The organism is Psychromonas sp. Urea-02u-13, from assembly GCF_002835995.1.
Lineage (GTDB): Bacteria > Pseudomonadota > Gammaproteobacteria > Enterobacterales > Psychromonadaceae > Psychromonas.
Map to the genome: position 1 here is coordinate 1 of NZ_PJBZ01000085.1, position 14,310 is coordinate 14,310.

Here is a 14,310-nt window from a genome sequence, read left to right on the forward strand (position 1 = left end):
GACTGGTTAAGGCTTTTGGAAACGAAGTATCCGTAAAAAAAACTAAGGATAGTTCTGGCTTAGTTATTCTTGTTGGAGAAAAAGAGTACATTCAAACATCGAAGTCATACACTAACCCTTGCGCTAGCGAAACTAATTCATGGTTCTACTCATTTATTGTTGAGACAGGAGATGAGAACAAAGTATACCTAGTAAGCTCATATCAATATTTCACTAAAGAAGTAATGGACTCGACGGGTGTAGATGTTGCGGCGAGAAGTCCAATGGATATGAAATGTCGAATCTATACTTGGGTCCTTGATAAGGAAAATTACGAGGCGAACCAAGGCTCATCTTTCGAAGTTGTTTCAGAAAATAATACATCCCATGGATGTACCGCATTTGGAGGACATATTCCTGGGCACATGTCTTATTGGTCTCCCGGCTCATCGGTAAACGGAGCTTACGTTGTCCAATGTGATGGAACAGTAGTGAACATTGACTTGGTAAATTGCAAGCCAATATTTGCGAAAGACAAATTTAAATTTATAAATCTATTCCCTTATGGAGAGCGCAGCGACCCCCAACCCAAAGGGACGGATATAGATTATACAAGCACTTGGACAAAGGTTTTGATGCAGTATAATTACGTTAAACCCCAGATTCTAAACTGGTTGTATAATATGATGTCATGCACTTACATAGAATCTGAGGATAAAAAAAACCAAGGAGAGGTTAAGTTTGCAATAGCCACCATGGGCTTTTGTGCATGTTCTAGCGGAAAAAGCAATTTCAATAGAAAAGGTCGATTTCAAGTAGCGGATTGTACATTAAAACTGACAAAAGAATCACAACCAATAATAGATTCTTTATCTATGTATACTAATTATGACTGTAATTATGGAGGCATCGACAATAAAGGTAAATATACTACCGAAAAAATGGGTGATTATGTTATTCAGAGCAACGGGGTTACGAATGGTGCTGAGATTAGCTTCAATATAAGTGCCAAGTACAGGAATCATAAATGGGCTGGAAATATTTCTCTTTCTGAACTATCAAAAAAAACCTTTTATACAGACCAAGACTTTCATGTGGTTTTAGGCACCACTGGATTTTTGCTCACAACGGATAAAATTAATACCAAAGAACTATTCCATGAAGCCATTAGTTCTGGAGTCATTAATCTAAGTGGAGAAAAACTCGAAATTGATTCTGAAGGAAATATATCAAGCCCTGGTACTGCCGATGCCATAGGATTAATAATGGGTCCTCCACCATTTCCTTTTACCTCTGGTGAAACAGCAAAAAATCCACCTTCATTAAATTTTTCATGTATTTTATCATCAAAGTATAGCTACTCAGAATCAAAAACAACCGAGCAAAGTAGCGATATTAGCTCATCATTAACTAAAGGGTTTTTCTCAATAACTCCAAAATTAGAGAATCTTCTCATTAAAACTAGCGGAACAAGCAAAACCATAAGTAATAAATACAATTTTAGCTTGGATTATTCAGGAACTAAGGGGTTTTCTAAATATGGCGTAATGATATATTCCCAACCTAGGGTTGTTGGAACAATTTATGAGCTAATGTCTGGTAACGATTCGAGAGGAAAAATCAAGTTTAGTGATAAGTTAGCCCCTTCTCCTTACATATATATTTTATCTGGAGTTAATACTGAGGACTCATACCCAGATCCACAATCGACCTATTTTTTACTTGGAAACTCATCAATAAATTATTCAGGAGAATATTCATCTATAACATCAGGTTTGAATGGGCTTCCGGAAAATAATTCCGATTGGGAAAGCGCTTCAGAACATTACAATACTCTGTGGAATGATTCGAGTAAAGGTGGAATGAAATGGTGCCGTGATAATGGATTTGTTACTATTAAAGATTCTACTTTGTTGAAGTCAGATAAGAGTAATCATTCATTAAGCGAGATTGCAACCAAAGATATTGTACAAACTAGTAAGAATAACAATGGATTTAGCGTAGGTTTAAAACTCGGGTTTATTAATTCCTCTCATGGAATGAAGCATTCATACTACACGGAAGTTAAAAAAACGACAGATAGTACCAGCACCTGGAGTTTTACTACTCCACTCCAACCAGAGGGAGAAGATTACTATAATGTTAACGTTTATATTTTAGATGTAAATACCAGAAAAATAAGGGAGAGGGTTTTAGATAAGCCAGATTGGATACCTAGCTTGGCTTGGGAAAAACACAGCAATTTTTGGTTGGTCACATATGCACAAGCGCATAGATCTCAACAATAGATCTTTTTATAATTTATATATCACACTAATTTTTCTTTGGAGTAAAAATGAAATACCTTAATGGTTATTATGTTGTTATGTTTTTTTTGTTTTTTAACTCGAAATTATATGCAGGCAGAGACGTGAACATAACATTTGCAAACAATACTAATGAGCCTTTAGTTGTAGAAAGAGGGCATAATGAATGCTGGTACTATGAAGATCTGAAGAAAAAGCACACTATACCACCGAACTCATACAAAGAAATTTACACTCAAATAAAATCAAGTGGAAGTTGTTTTTTTACAGGGAATAAATATCTGAACTTGCGTCTAATTAATTCCACCATGAACTCAAAGGTGGTAGTGATGGATGGTGGCGGCATGGATAAGAGTTTAAATAAGAAAGTTTGCGCATCTTCATTTTTAGGTTATGAGTCCCCATCTAAAGGTTCAAAATCAAAAGTTAAACCAGTATGTACTTATACGTTTGAAGTTAATCCCAAAATGCCTCAATAATTTTGGATGTGAATAAATGGGGTCATGTTAAATTTAAATTGAGTGTGCCAATGGGGTCGCGTATTGCCTTTTTTCTTTTCAATTTAACATTCATTTCTAACTCGCAATGGGGGCGTTAGCGAGTTAGCTTCCTTGGGCGGAAAGGGGCACAAAGCGCCCTAGGGAATTTACTACTAGACACAAAAAAGGCCACCAATTAGATCGCCTCCAAGTTATGTGTTTAACGGGTGTTATGGTAAATAGAAAACTTAACGCTTGCGACTAAATTAACCCATTGCTTCTCCAATAATTTCTAATTAGAATATTCTCTAATTGCAGCTATAACGCTTGCACTGTTCCATCCAACTGGTTCACACCATGAGGCTTCTTGTACGATTTTAGGAATCCTTTCTTGCCCCCATGGTTTTACCTAAACGATGTGCTTCATCAATTTCATACTTGAACCATTCACTATTTGTGGCGTACATTCGTAAGCGTCTGGGCAATGGCACCTAGCGACGCTTAATATTCCATGGCAGCAATGCATCAATATCATTCGGGTTTTCAGCAATCTGCTGCAAGCAGGTTGCGATATAATGATGAACAATAATGAAGTGTACATAAATCAATCATTCCACGCAAAGAGCCGGTATTTTTCGTAATTGGCCACCCCATACTCAATAATATTTTGTTTTTTCTGTATTTTTTTGGCCGTAAGAAGTTCGTCTAAACTTTCATAGTTTTGCATCTCCCACCTTTGCTTTAACGTTTGTAGGGCTGATGCTTTATTTTTAGTAAAAATCATATTAAAGACTCCCCGCTAAGCCTCCACCATCTACGACCAAGTTTGTACCCGTCATAAATCTGGACTCTTCAGAGGCTAAGAAAACAGCGCAATCTGCTATTTCCTCAACAGTCCCAATTCTACCTAGGGGGCGAGCAGCACCTTGTTTGATTAGGTGATCATCTGGCAACCCTAATTGACTTGCTACTTCTATTAGCAAAGGGGTTTCTGTATCTCCAGGGCACAAACTGTTTACTCGAATTCCATTTTTTCCAAGATCAACTGCTAGAGCCTTCGTTAGTAACACAACACCGCCTTTTGAAGCGCAATATGTAATAGCTTTAGGTCCTCCGTTAATCCCCCAACCAGAAGCTGTATTTATAATGCAGCCCCCCCCATGTTTAATCATGTTAGGGACTGTAAATTTAGTCATCAAAAAAACAGACTTAAGGTTGACGTTCATTACTAAGTCCCATGTTTCCTCTGTTGTATTTAAAACATCAGTTCGTTTAATTATGCCCGCATTATTAAACAGCACGTTTACAGCCCCCATCTTCTCAATCGCAAAATTTACTGCTTCCTGACAAGATTGAGAGCTCGAAACATCGCAAGTGAAGCTATGTAAGCTAGCGCTAGGAAAATTTAGCAGAATGCTTTCAACAGCCTCATTTAGTCCTTCTTCATTTATGTCGCAGGCTAAGACTTCTGCTCCTTGTTCTATCAAAGCGGCACAAGAGGCTTTCCCTATCCCGCTTGCGGCTCCAGTTACTATTATTTTTTTACCTATTAATCTGCTATTTTTAAACACTTTGAACTTCCTTATGGTGCTTAGGTGTGGTGCTGTTTCCATATAAAATTTCAGCTGTTTCACCAAATTTAACTACTGGCCTTGAGTCAAAAGCCATATTCAAGACGGTTCTTTTGGCTTCCCCTTGTACTGGAGTTACTCGATGTAGGCAATCTCCAGCATTTAGCAAATAAGCATCACCGGTGTTGTGGTGAATTTTTGTTACTAGGTCATCTTCTCGAGCAGACTCAACAGCTCTGTTTGTGTCAAAAAGGGGATCAAAACTGTTTTCATCACAGTAACTTTTCCAGTTTTTAATAATTTCCAGGGACCCTCCTTGGTAGCACTCTGGCGCATCAAGTATGACTACAAGTGCAAACCTTGGATCGTCAAGGTGCCACCCATGAGTACTGGCATTAGACTCTAAGTAATTTATGACCATGAACTCTTCTTTATGGTCAACGTTGTAGAGCTTAGATCCAGTAATTGCGGATAGAGCAGAGGCAACCTCTGCGTTTATATAAAGAGAGGGAATAAAGAATGAAGAGCGAAGAATTTGTTCTCCTGATATCACTGAAAGCTGTCGTGGTGTGTCGTAACCAGGCATGGTGAAATTTTTAGCCACTCTAGCTGGAGCTATTCGCTGAGCTTCATCTTGCAATCCGGAGAATATCTCTGCAGGAAAGAAGCCAGGCAGAGTGACGAAGCCATTATCATTGAATTTAGTTGACAACTCTTTTTGAATGCCAATGTCTTTGTAATGCCTGTTTACAACAACTTTATTAATTAACGATGAATACTGTTTATACATTTTTTATCATCCAATGAAGTTAAATACAAGCCATTTATTTTACTAACAAAGAGTAAAATAAAATCAATTTACCGCTACCTTGCCTTTTTTAGTGTGTGATTATACACACCAAAAAAAACGCATCAATGACCAATTGAATATCAATAATTTATGTTTGCAGTACATTAGGTTCACAACATCAATGTTTCTGCGCTTATAGCTCATTAAACGGTTCTGTTGCAAAGTTGACGAAGTAAATAAAAGTGTTAATAAGATTTCGATATTTCTCGGAGTATCAATAACATGACAATCAACTTTTCAGGACGACATTACCCACCAGATATCACTGCGTTATTACTTTGCTTACAAACTAAGTTACCGTGAAATAGAAGAGATATTCGCTGAGCGTAATATTCATTTTGATCACTCAACTTTAAACCGTTGGGTGATCAAATATGCTCCATTGCTGGAAGCCAGTTTCAGAAAAATAAAACGTAAAGTAGCTGACTCATGGCGAATGGATGAAAGCTATATAAAGGTGAAAGGTAAGTGGGTCTACTACTATAGAGCCGTCGATAAAGTTGGCGCCATTATTGATTTTTACTTAAGTGAAACCCGTAATGAACAGGATGCACGGGCGTTCTTTGATAAAGCGATAAAGAGCAGTGGCTTACCCCGTAAAGTTGTCATTGATAAAAGTGGCGCGAATGCAGCTGCGCTAGATACTCTCAACATTCACCTTTGGTTGGGCGGGTACATGTTGTGCATGGTCGAAATCTTAGCGGTTAAATACCTCAATAATATTGTCGAGCAAAGCCATCGAAAAGTGAAAGGTACAATGCATCAATGCTTAGGGTGGAAATCTTGGGTTGGTGCTGAATCAATTTTGGCTGGTGTTGAAGTGTGCGCCATGATTAAACATGGACAGATGCTCGACTCAGAAGGAATTACTTCATGGGATCAGTTTTATGCTCTCGCTGCATAATTGTATATGAGGAAGAGTACATCTTTCATTTAGGCCCACATAATTTGAGTTTGCGACAGAACCCCATTGAGGCGTGGCATTATTAACACTTTGATTTACTTCGTCAACTTTGTGACAGAGCCTATTTTTTTTGTAAAAAAACTTGCATAAAAATCATTGGTGCTTCATCATGTTTTGATTGAAGGTTGACATTAAATATAAATACTTCACCTCACTAGGGGGAAATTAAACAGCTTAGTATTTTATCAATCATTTTAATTTTTTCACCAATCCCTGGGTGCCCATTACTAGTTTTTGGGACGTATTACAGGATACTTTATATCTACGATTCGAGAGTCTGGCTATGGTTCTGCTATTAAGTTTCTTCATTCATCCAGGAATATATTCCTGCGTTAAAGGTACCCAAAATCGAGTTGGTACATCCCAAGTACTTACTCGGCCCCCTCATAAGCAGCTCTACATTTCACAATCTAACTTTTCTATTGTTTAGTTAAAAATCAGAGATGGCGATATTTTCAATCTTATTACTATTCTACTAAGCATGTAAATACCGGAGGTAACTCATGGAAAAAACGAAAGTATATCGGTCAGATATTCATGGTCTAATTAGCTCTGCCTATGCTAACGCGGTAAGTGGGCAAGGAAATAATAATGAAACTATGCCTAAAGGGCAGGACGCAATTATAGACACTGCTGGCTATAGCGTCGCGGAATTGTCGATTTCAGAAAATACCGACAATTATACATTTGCATGTGGAAATCCAGTGGCAATGGCTCTGATTAATCCAGGAGACACTGTTGTGGATTTAGGGTGCGGAACGGGCCTAGATCTTATTTTGGCAGCGGAAGTGACTGGAAGCAAAGGCACTGTCATAGGGGTTGATATGACAGATGAAATGCTGGTATTAGCTCAAAAAAGAATTGATCAAACTGACTTCGAGAATATTGTACTAAAAAAATCATACATCGAAGATTTACCCTTTGAAAGTAATACTATCGATAAAATTATATCTAATTGTGTCATTAACTTGTCTCCAGAAAAAGAACAAGTAATGTCTGAAATGTATCGTGTCCTCAAAGATGGCGGCTCTATTTCTGTCAGCGATATAGTCATAGAAGATATTCCAAGGTGGTTGCTTAACCAAGCTTCTCTTTATGCTACATGTGTGGCAGGTGCAATAACAATAGATAAATATTTGGACCTTTTAGTTCAAACCGGATTTAAAAGTATAGAAATAATAGGACATAAAAAATACTCAGAGCAAGAAATCTTAGCCATATTGGATTTGGAGGTCGAAAGCCTCAAAAGTGGACTAGGCGATATGTTCTTTAAAACACTTTTGAATAAGGTCACTGGGAAAATACATAGCATCCATCTACAAGCAACCAAATAAATCACAACTGTAAAAAGGAATAGACAGATGAGTAATGCAGCAGTAGCAGTAAAAAATAACATCGATTTTGATGGTACTAATTACAAAAACTTGATTGGTTTTATTCTTTCAAATGCAATCGCGGGAGAATTGGTTGCAGTTAAAAATTACACCAATATGGCTACGATTTCCCCCGATATAAATAATGTGATAGTTTTTCTTCAAGAGGCTTTGGAAGAAGCTTCTCATGCCCGACTGCTACAAAATTTGGCGAAGGAGTTGGACGTGCCCGTTGTGACACATATCGTTGAACCTTCTTGGCTTAATATTGTTAAATATGTCACTGAGTGCGCAGGAAATGGTAATATCTTGGCTTGTTATATGGCCCAAGATCTTATGTTGGAAACTCAGGCTGTGGTGTTGTACCGTATAATGTCTGGAGAAAACTCTATTGTTGACGAAAAAACGTCAAGTATTGCCAAACGAATTCTTCAGGACGAATTGCAACATTTAGACAGTGGCTCTACATACTTGGCCAAGGCAATAAAAGACGATGAAGCGGGTTTTTACATTGAGCTTAAAAAGACTCATGACAAGATCATGCCCGAATTATTTCGGTTAATCCGAAATGACTGCGATACATTATGCGATGAAATGGGGGTGACCTGCGGCACTTTTAGCGTCAATGACATGGGCAGTGACATTGACCTAATGAAAATAATGGCGTTAGAGTTTTATGTAGAATCGATGGACAATATAGGCGTTAAACCTGAGTTTATTAATAGCTTAGTGACTAATGTTTCTGGCTTTTCAGAAAATCCTACGTCAGCCTGTTGCTAGTTGGAGCATTAGACAATGTCTACAATAATACTAACCGGAGCGTCAGGGTTTCTCGGCAATATTATTCTTTCAAACCTTTTCTATAACAGCAACAGTGATGTTATTGCCGTAATACGCGGTAATAACGACAGCAGTAAAATTTATGAGAAGGCTATAGGTTATTTGAGAGATACACATCGACCGGTTATCGATGAATATGCGGCAAGATTTAGTACCATTGACTTGCAAGATATATTTGATAAAAAAATTGATCTAGAACAACTAAAAATATTGGATATTGAGAGTGTTATCCACGCGGCAGGTAGCGTGGACTATTTTAATGAAGAACATTTGACTCAGATCAATATCAACTTAACATCTACGTTTATCAATTTCTCAAAAAAAATTAATGCGAAAAAGTTTGTTTATATATCTACAGCATACAGTGCTGGTTACACAAACGAATTAGTGACTGAAAGCGAGCTACCTGAGCCAGATAAAGATCCTACCTTTTATACTTATTCAAAGCGAAAAGCCGAAGCAATCGTTGCTACAAGTGGGATTAAGTTCTTGATCATTCGTCCTTCAATCGTTATTGGGCATAGTAAATACGGTTTATATCATGGTAAGAGATATGGTTTATATCAACAATGGATGCTGTTAGAGCGATTATTTAGAGACTCGGTAGATGATGAATGGCATCTGTTGGCGCAACATTATCCGCTAAACCTTTTGCATGTTGATACATTTGAGGAAAGTTTTCATTGGGCATATAACCATCTTCCTAAAGATAGTTATTTTAATGTAACGTCTGATAATGATGTTCTGCCAACTCCTCGTGAGCTTTATAAGCTTTGGTTTGATAATACACTGCGACCAAAGAGGGTAATCTTTTACGAGGAGTACGACAAGTTGCCAATCGCTAAATTGAGCAAGAAACAAAGAATATTCGGTGGACTAATAAAGACCAACAGTGAAATTGCATCCTTTCAATGGAAATTTGAAAATACCGCGCGTAGTTACCTTAAAAAGTTAGGAATGGTCCATGTTAATGCAACCTTAGAGTCTGTTGAAGTATGCCAATCTGTTTTCCTTAAGCAGAGTAGTAATGGATTAAATAAGCTAAAAGAATCAACAACTACGTATGAGAATCACTGCATCAGTTGTTGAATCTGAGTCACCATAATTTGAGGTTTTTATGTATAAAGGTATATTAAAATTCCAAGGCTTTCAGGGGCAGGTTGATAGTCAGGTAGTTAATTTAAAGCCAACTCAGTCAATACTCACGAGTATTTTAGATGCAAATATAGACATGCCATACAAATGTCTCGTCGGTACTTGTCTAACTTGTATGTGTCGCATCGAGTCAGGAAAAACGAGATATCTAATCGAAGTAGATAATATCATATCAGCAGAAAAAATTAAATTGGGTTATGTGTTGGCCTGCCAGGCTATTCCAGAATCTGACCTTATTATTTGTACTACTGGTTGTTCAGGCATTTATAATCGTCCTAATATGAGAGAGAGTGTAACTTATGTGGATTAGATATTATGTAGGTGTTTTATTTTTTTTGCCGGTGACTTTTTTTGGCATTGTGATGGGAGGTGCTTGGAGTTTAGTTTCATTGTCGTTGACACTGTTACTATCAATGATTCTTGACATAACCTTAGCTCACGATACGCGAAACACCGAGCCTAACCAAATGCTAATTAATTTATTACCATACCTGTATTTACCTGCGGGACTGGCTTTATTGTTAGCTTTAAGCTGGAGGGCATCTCCGAATGATTTATTTGGGGTTGGTTTTTTCTTTAACAATTATTTCAGTATAACGATTATCGAAAAAACAGACACTTTGCAAGAACTGATTATCCCTGCCATTTATTGTGGATACGGTTTAAGCAGTTGCGTTGTCGCAGCTCATGAGCTTGTTCATAAACAACGAGATAATTATAGTGTTTTACTTGGCCGGTGGACAATGGCGCTTGTTGGGGATGCACAGTTTTCCATCTCTCATGTTTATGGTCACCATATTAATATTGGAACAGCGAAAGACTCTACAACAGCGCGCCGAGGCGAGAATGTATATAAATTTATAATACGTTCATCGATAGGTCAATATCGTGAATCTCTTTCTGTCGAGCAAAGACGTTTAAAGATGGAAAATACACTATTTAGGTTTGTAAAAAATAGGGTGTTCTCTGGGGGAATGATGACTGTATCACTTGGTGTTGCCATATATTACATGACTGGATGGCAAGGGGTATTTGCTTATATGATCGCTACTTTAGTAGCAAAAATTTTGTTAGAAATCATTAACTACATACAACATTATGGCATTGTTAGAGTGGCAGGCTCTAAAGTAGAGTTAAAACATAGTTGGGATTGCAGTAATGCCTTTTCATCTTGGACACTTTTAAACTTAACGCGACATGCTGATCATCATTCAAATCCGACAGTTGATTATTGGCAACTAAAAAATACTGGACAACAAGGTATTAATACTGGCTACATTGTACATGGTCTTTTAGCTTTATTCCCTACCCTTTGGTTTTACATTATGGAGTCGAAATTAAATCTTTGGGACAATAAATTAGCGTCCAAACAAGAATTAGAGATTGTTGCACTAAACAAATAATTATTACCAAGGATAGAATATGTACAAGTTTAAAAACATAATCATTATTATTATTGGGCTGACATTTTGCGTTAGTTGTAATAACAACTCGAAAACAAAAATTGAATTGACGGGGTCAAGTACTGTAGCGCCATTAATTATGGAAATAGGTCGCCGTTTCGAACGTTTAAACCCTCATATATTGATCAACGTACAAACTGGGGGGTCATCACGAGGTATTAATGATATTAAGAATAACTTATCTAATATCGGCATGATCTCTAGGGAATTAAAAGATAATGAAGCTGAATTCACGGAGCATACTATTGCTTGGGATGGTATTACTGTTATTTTACACAAAGAAAATAACGTTAAGCAATTAAGCCATCAAGATGTGTTAAATATATTTACGGGGAAAATAAAAAACTGGCAAAAGGTGGGAGGCGTTAACAAGAAGATTGTCGTTATTAATAAAGCAGAGGGTCGCTCAACACTCGAGTTATTTTTAAAACACTTTGGTATGAAAAATAGTGATGTTGAGGCTGATATCATTGTTGGAGATAACCAGCAAGGTTTGAACATGGTTGCTGGCTCACCTTTATCAATAGGTTATGTATCAATTGGTGCCGCAATATTTGAAGCTGAAAACGGAATGTCGGTGAAATTAATAGACATTGATGGCCTAGAGTCTAAATTAAGTAATGTTAGAAATGGCACTTTCCCTATATTACGACCACTCAACTTGGTCACGAGAGGCCAAACATCTAAGGAAGTAATGGAGTTTATCAACTTCGCACAATCAGCTGCAGTATCTGATGTGATTAATCAACATTATTTTGTATCTACCAATGCGAACAAATAAAGCTGTCGAACTTATGCTCAAAGCGAGTGCTATTTTAGTTGTCATGGTTCTCATTTTTATTTTCAGTTTTATTTTTTTTAAAAGCCTTCCATTTATTACTGATAATCAGCTTAGCAGTCTGTTCGTTGATGATGGCTGGTACCCTACGACTAATAACTTTAATTTATTCCCTATAATTGTTGGTTCAATTTCTATCATGGTAGTACCTTTGTTACTTTCTGCTCCATTAGGCATTTTATTAGCGTTATTTTGTCGATATTATGCACCAAAATCGTTGGCTAAAGTTTACATTGCCTTAATTGAATTGTTGTCTGGTATTCCGTCCGTTGTTTATGGCTTATGGGGGGTGCTAGTCCTTGTGCCTTGGATTGGTCAATATGCACCTCCTGGCGCAAGTCTATTAGCTGGTTGGATCATTATTGCAATTATGATTTTACCATTAATGGTGATTTGTGTTGATAATCAATTAGCACTTGTACCTAAAAAATGGCTTAGTGGCGCACAAGCACTTTCCATCACCCGTTGGGGAACCATATGGAAAATTGTTCTGCCTTCATGCATCTCTAATATTAGTTCAGGCCTGATTTTGCAGACGGGTAGAGCCCTAGGAGAGACTATGGCAGTGTTGATGGTTTGCGGAAATATTGTTCAGATCCCCACTAGTATGTTTGACCCCATTAGAACATTAACCGCCAATATAGCCTTGGAGATGTCTTACGCTACTGAAATGCATGTAAGTGTTTTATTCATGAGTGGATTGATTCTTTTACTAATGACCTCAATATTAATGAGCTTGGCTTATGCATTCAAGAGACAGCCAGTTGAATAATGCAAGAGTAGTTAATCATACTATGACTATTATTATCTGGTCAGTCGCCTTAAGCACAATGTTACTGCCATTAAGTATCATAAGTGATGTTTTTATTAAGGGGCTAGCTCACTTGAACTGGTCTTTTTTAACCGAAATACCTAAGAATTCAGGTCGAGAGGGGGGGATCTCGTCTCTGTTTATCTCAAATAGTCTAATTCTCATCGTCTGTTTGGCAGTTGTAATTCCTATTGGAATAACTACCGCGTTGTATTTAAATGAAAGGGTGTCACCAAATGATAAAGTCGATAAATGGATACAAATTTCTTTAGATGTTTTGGCGGGGGTCCCATCAATAATATTTGGATTGTTTGGCTATGTTTTTTTCTGCCAAATATTGGGGTTAGGTTTTTCGATATTGTCTGGTGGACTCTCACTTGCTTGTATGGTTTTGCCTTTATTCATTCGTTTATGTGAGAATAATTTAAAAAATAGCCCAGCCAGCTACCGTGAGGCAGCAGAAGCGTTAAATATATCGCATACAGGGTTTATTATAAAGGTGCTCTTACCCAGTGTTGCAGAAGGTATTGGCGCCGCTGTTGTTGTTGTTATGGGCAGAGCCTTAGCCGAAACGGCTGTGTTAATATTTACAGCGGGTTATGCGCTCAGGTATCCAAACTCTTTATTTGATTCAGGGAGGTCATTATCAATTCATATTTATGACTTAGCAATGAATGTACCCGGTGGTATGCCTGCTGCATCAGCCACCGCAATAGTTTTATTTTTACTTCTAATTATTTTAAATGCGTTGGTGAGATTTTCTTGCCGACGGTTGTAGATAAGGATGCTCACCCAAATGGATTTTATGAAAAAAAATATAAAAACTTTAAACTTACAAGAAAAACTATCGATAGGAAAAAAAGCAGCGACGCTAAGAATTGAAAACCTATCGGTTTATTATGACCAACAACTTGCGGTCAATAAAGTCACTTTAGATGCTAATCCTAACGAAATATTAGCACTGGTAGGTCCTTCTGGGTGCGGAAAAAGTAGTATTTTAGCAAGTATTAACCGAATGAATATGATGATTGATGATTGTCGAGTCACTGGTCGTATTCTTATTAACAGTGAGAATGTTCTTACCGACCAGTATAGCTTAACCAAACTACGTCAAAAAGTAGGTATGGTATTTCAAAGTCCAAATCCATTCCCCATGTCTGTGAAAGACAACATATGCTTCCCGTTAAAAGACCATGGGCTCAAGTCAAAAAAAGACAGAGAAGTTAGAATGTTCGATGTGTTACAACAAACTGGATTGTGGGATGAGGTAAAGGATAGGCTAAATCAAAGTGCCTTAAAACTTTCCGGAGGACAGCAACAAAGGTTGTGTATTGCCCGAGCATTAGCTTTAAAACCACAGTTACTTCTGTTAGATGAACCTTGTAGTGCTTTGGATCCAAAGGCAACAGAAAAAATTGAAATATTACTTCAAGAACTCAAATCAACCGTGACTATCGTTATGGTGACCCACAATTTGGCACAAGCGAAGCGGATAGCTGAGAGAGTAGCTGTATGCTGGTCTTTCAATGGAAGTGGACGCATTGTCGAATGTTCACAAACCGACATAGTCTTCAACCGGCCAGCTAGTAAAATCACTGAAGAATATTTCAGTGGTGTTGCAGGATAAGCAATACGTCATTTTTAAGTACAACGCAAAACTAAAAAAGTTATTCAATTAATA

At 37.4% G+C, this 14,310-nt stretch carries 14 protein-coding genes and 1 pseudogene; 12 read left to right on the forward strand and 3 right to left on the reverse strand.

Annotation, left to right across the window (positions count from 1 at the left end):
* Together CXF74_RS16440 and CXF74_RS16445 are read left to right on the forward strand one after the other, a co-directional pair.
* On the forward strand, nt 1-2,267 hold a 2,267-nt coding region (locus CXF74_RS16440; protein WP_157822436.1), incomplete at its 5' end, for a hypothetical protein.
* A gap of 47 nt (nt 2,268-2,314) precedes the next feature.
* Nucleotides 2,315-2,764, forward strand: coding sequence for a hypothetical protein (locus tag CXF74_RS16445; RefSeq protein ID WP_101083621.1), 450 nt, complete (start codon nt 2,315-2,317; stop codon nt 2,762-2,764).
* 604 nt (nt 2,765-3,368) lie between these two features.
* Here the strand turns inward: CXF74_RS16445 and CXF74_RS16450 are convergent.
* Genes CXF74_RS16450 through CXF74_RS16460 form a run of 3 tightly spaced genes read right to left on the reverse strand, consistent with a single transcriptional unit; the run spans nt 3,369 to nt 5,125 of the window.
* Nucleotides 3,369-3,548 carry a hypothetical protein gene (locus tag CXF74_RS16450; protein ID WP_101083622.1) on the reverse strand — a complete coding sequence of 60 codons (180 nt, stop codon included), beginning with the start codon at nt 3,546-3,548 and terminating at the stop codon, nt 3,369-3,371.
* A 1-nt stretch (nt 3,549) separates the two neighbouring features.
* Nucleotides 3,550-4,335 carry an SDR family NAD(P)-dependent oxidoreductase gene (locus CXF74_RS16455; protein WP_198552887.1) on the reverse strand — a complete coding sequence of 262 codons (786 nt, stop codon included), beginning with the start codon at nt 4,333-4,335 and terminating at the stop codon, nt 3,550-3,552.
* Complete coding sequence (locus CXF74_RS16460) at nt 4,328-5,125, reverse strand: HalD/BesD family halogenase (RefSeq protein ID WP_101083624.1); 798 nt, start codon at nt 5,123-5,125, stop codon at nt 4,328-4,330. The genes CXF74_RS16455 and CXF74_RS16460 overlap by 8 nt, the downstream gene beginning before the upstream one ends.
* A gap of 282 nt (nt 5,126-5,407) precedes the next feature.
* Between CXF74_RS16460 and CXF74_RS16465 the strand changes: the two are divergent.
* The 10 genes and pseudogenes from CXF74_RS16465 (at nt 5,408) to CXF74_RS16510 (ending at nt 14,256) form a co-directional block, all read left to right on the forward strand.
* Nucleotides 5,408-6,089: pseudogene (locus tag CXF74_RS16465) on the forward strand (IS6 family transposase).
* Nucleotides 6,090-6,652: 563 nt separating this feature from the next.
* Nucleotides 6,653-7,483: a methyltransferase domain-containing protein gene (locus tag CXF74_RS16470; protein WP_101083625.1), complete on the forward strand. Its 831-nt coding sequence runs from the start codon at nt 6,653-6,655 to the stop codon at nt 7,481-7,483.
* Between the two features lie 27 nt (nt 7,484-7,510).
* Nucleotides 7,511-8,302, forward strand: a complete 792-nt coding sequence (locus tag CXF74_RS16475) for a long-chain fatty aldehyde decarbonylase (RefSeq protein ID WP_101083626.1) — start codon at nt 7,511-7,513, stop codon at nt 8,300-8,302.
* Between the two features lie 15 nt (nt 8,303-8,317).
* Nucleotides 8,318-9,451: an SDR family oxidoreductase gene (locus CXF74_RS16480; protein ID WP_101083627.1), complete on the forward strand. Its 1,134-nt coding sequence runs from the start codon at nt 8,318-8,320 to the stop codon at nt 9,449-9,451.
* 28 nt (nt 9,452-9,479) lie between these two features.
* Nucleotides 9,480-9,827, forward strand: coding sequence for a 2Fe-2S iron-sulfur cluster-binding protein (locus CXF74_RS23140; RefSeq protein ID WP_101083628.1), 348 nt, complete (start codon nt 9,480-9,482; stop codon nt 9,825-9,827).
* Nucleotides 9,817-10,920, forward strand: coding sequence for a fatty acid desaturase (locus CXF74_RS16490; protein ID WP_101083629.1), 1,104 nt, complete (start codon nt 9,817-9,819; stop codon nt 10,918-10,920). Before CXF74_RS23140 ends, CXF74_RS16490 begins: the two co-directional genes overlap by 11 nt.
* Before the next feature lie 19 nt (nt 10,921-10,939).
* Nucleotides 10,940-11,761 carry a phosphate ABC transporter substrate-binding protein gene (locus CXF74_RS16495; protein WP_101083630.1) on the forward strand — a complete coding sequence of 274 codons (822 nt, stop codon included), beginning with the start codon at nt 10,940-10,942 and terminating at the stop codon, nt 11,759-11,761.
* Complete coding sequence (pstC, locus tag CXF74_RS16500) at nt 11,748-12,590, forward strand: phosphate ABC transporter permease subunit PstC (protein WP_101083631.1); 843 nt, start codon at nt 11,748-11,750, stop codon at nt 12,588-12,590. The genes CXF74_RS16495 and pstC overlap by 14 nt, the downstream gene beginning before the upstream one ends.
* Nucleotides 12,562-13,407 carry a phosphate ABC transporter permease PstA gene (pstA, locus tag CXF74_RS16505; RefSeq protein WP_101083632.1) on the forward strand — a complete coding sequence of 282 codons (846 nt, stop codon included), beginning with the start codon at nt 12,562-12,564 and terminating at the stop codon, nt 13,405-13,407. Before pstC ends, pstA begins: the two co-directional genes overlap by 29 nt.
* 18 nt (nt 13,408-13,425) lie before the next feature.
* The gene (locus CXF74_RS16510; protein WP_232772560.1) at nt 13,426-14,256 is read left to right on the forward strand and encodes a phosphate ABC transporter ATP-binding protein; all 831 of its coding nucleotides are present in this window, start codon (nt 13,426-13,428) and stop codon (nt 14,254-14,256) included.
* Nucleotides 14,257-14,310: the final 54 nt, after the last annotated feature.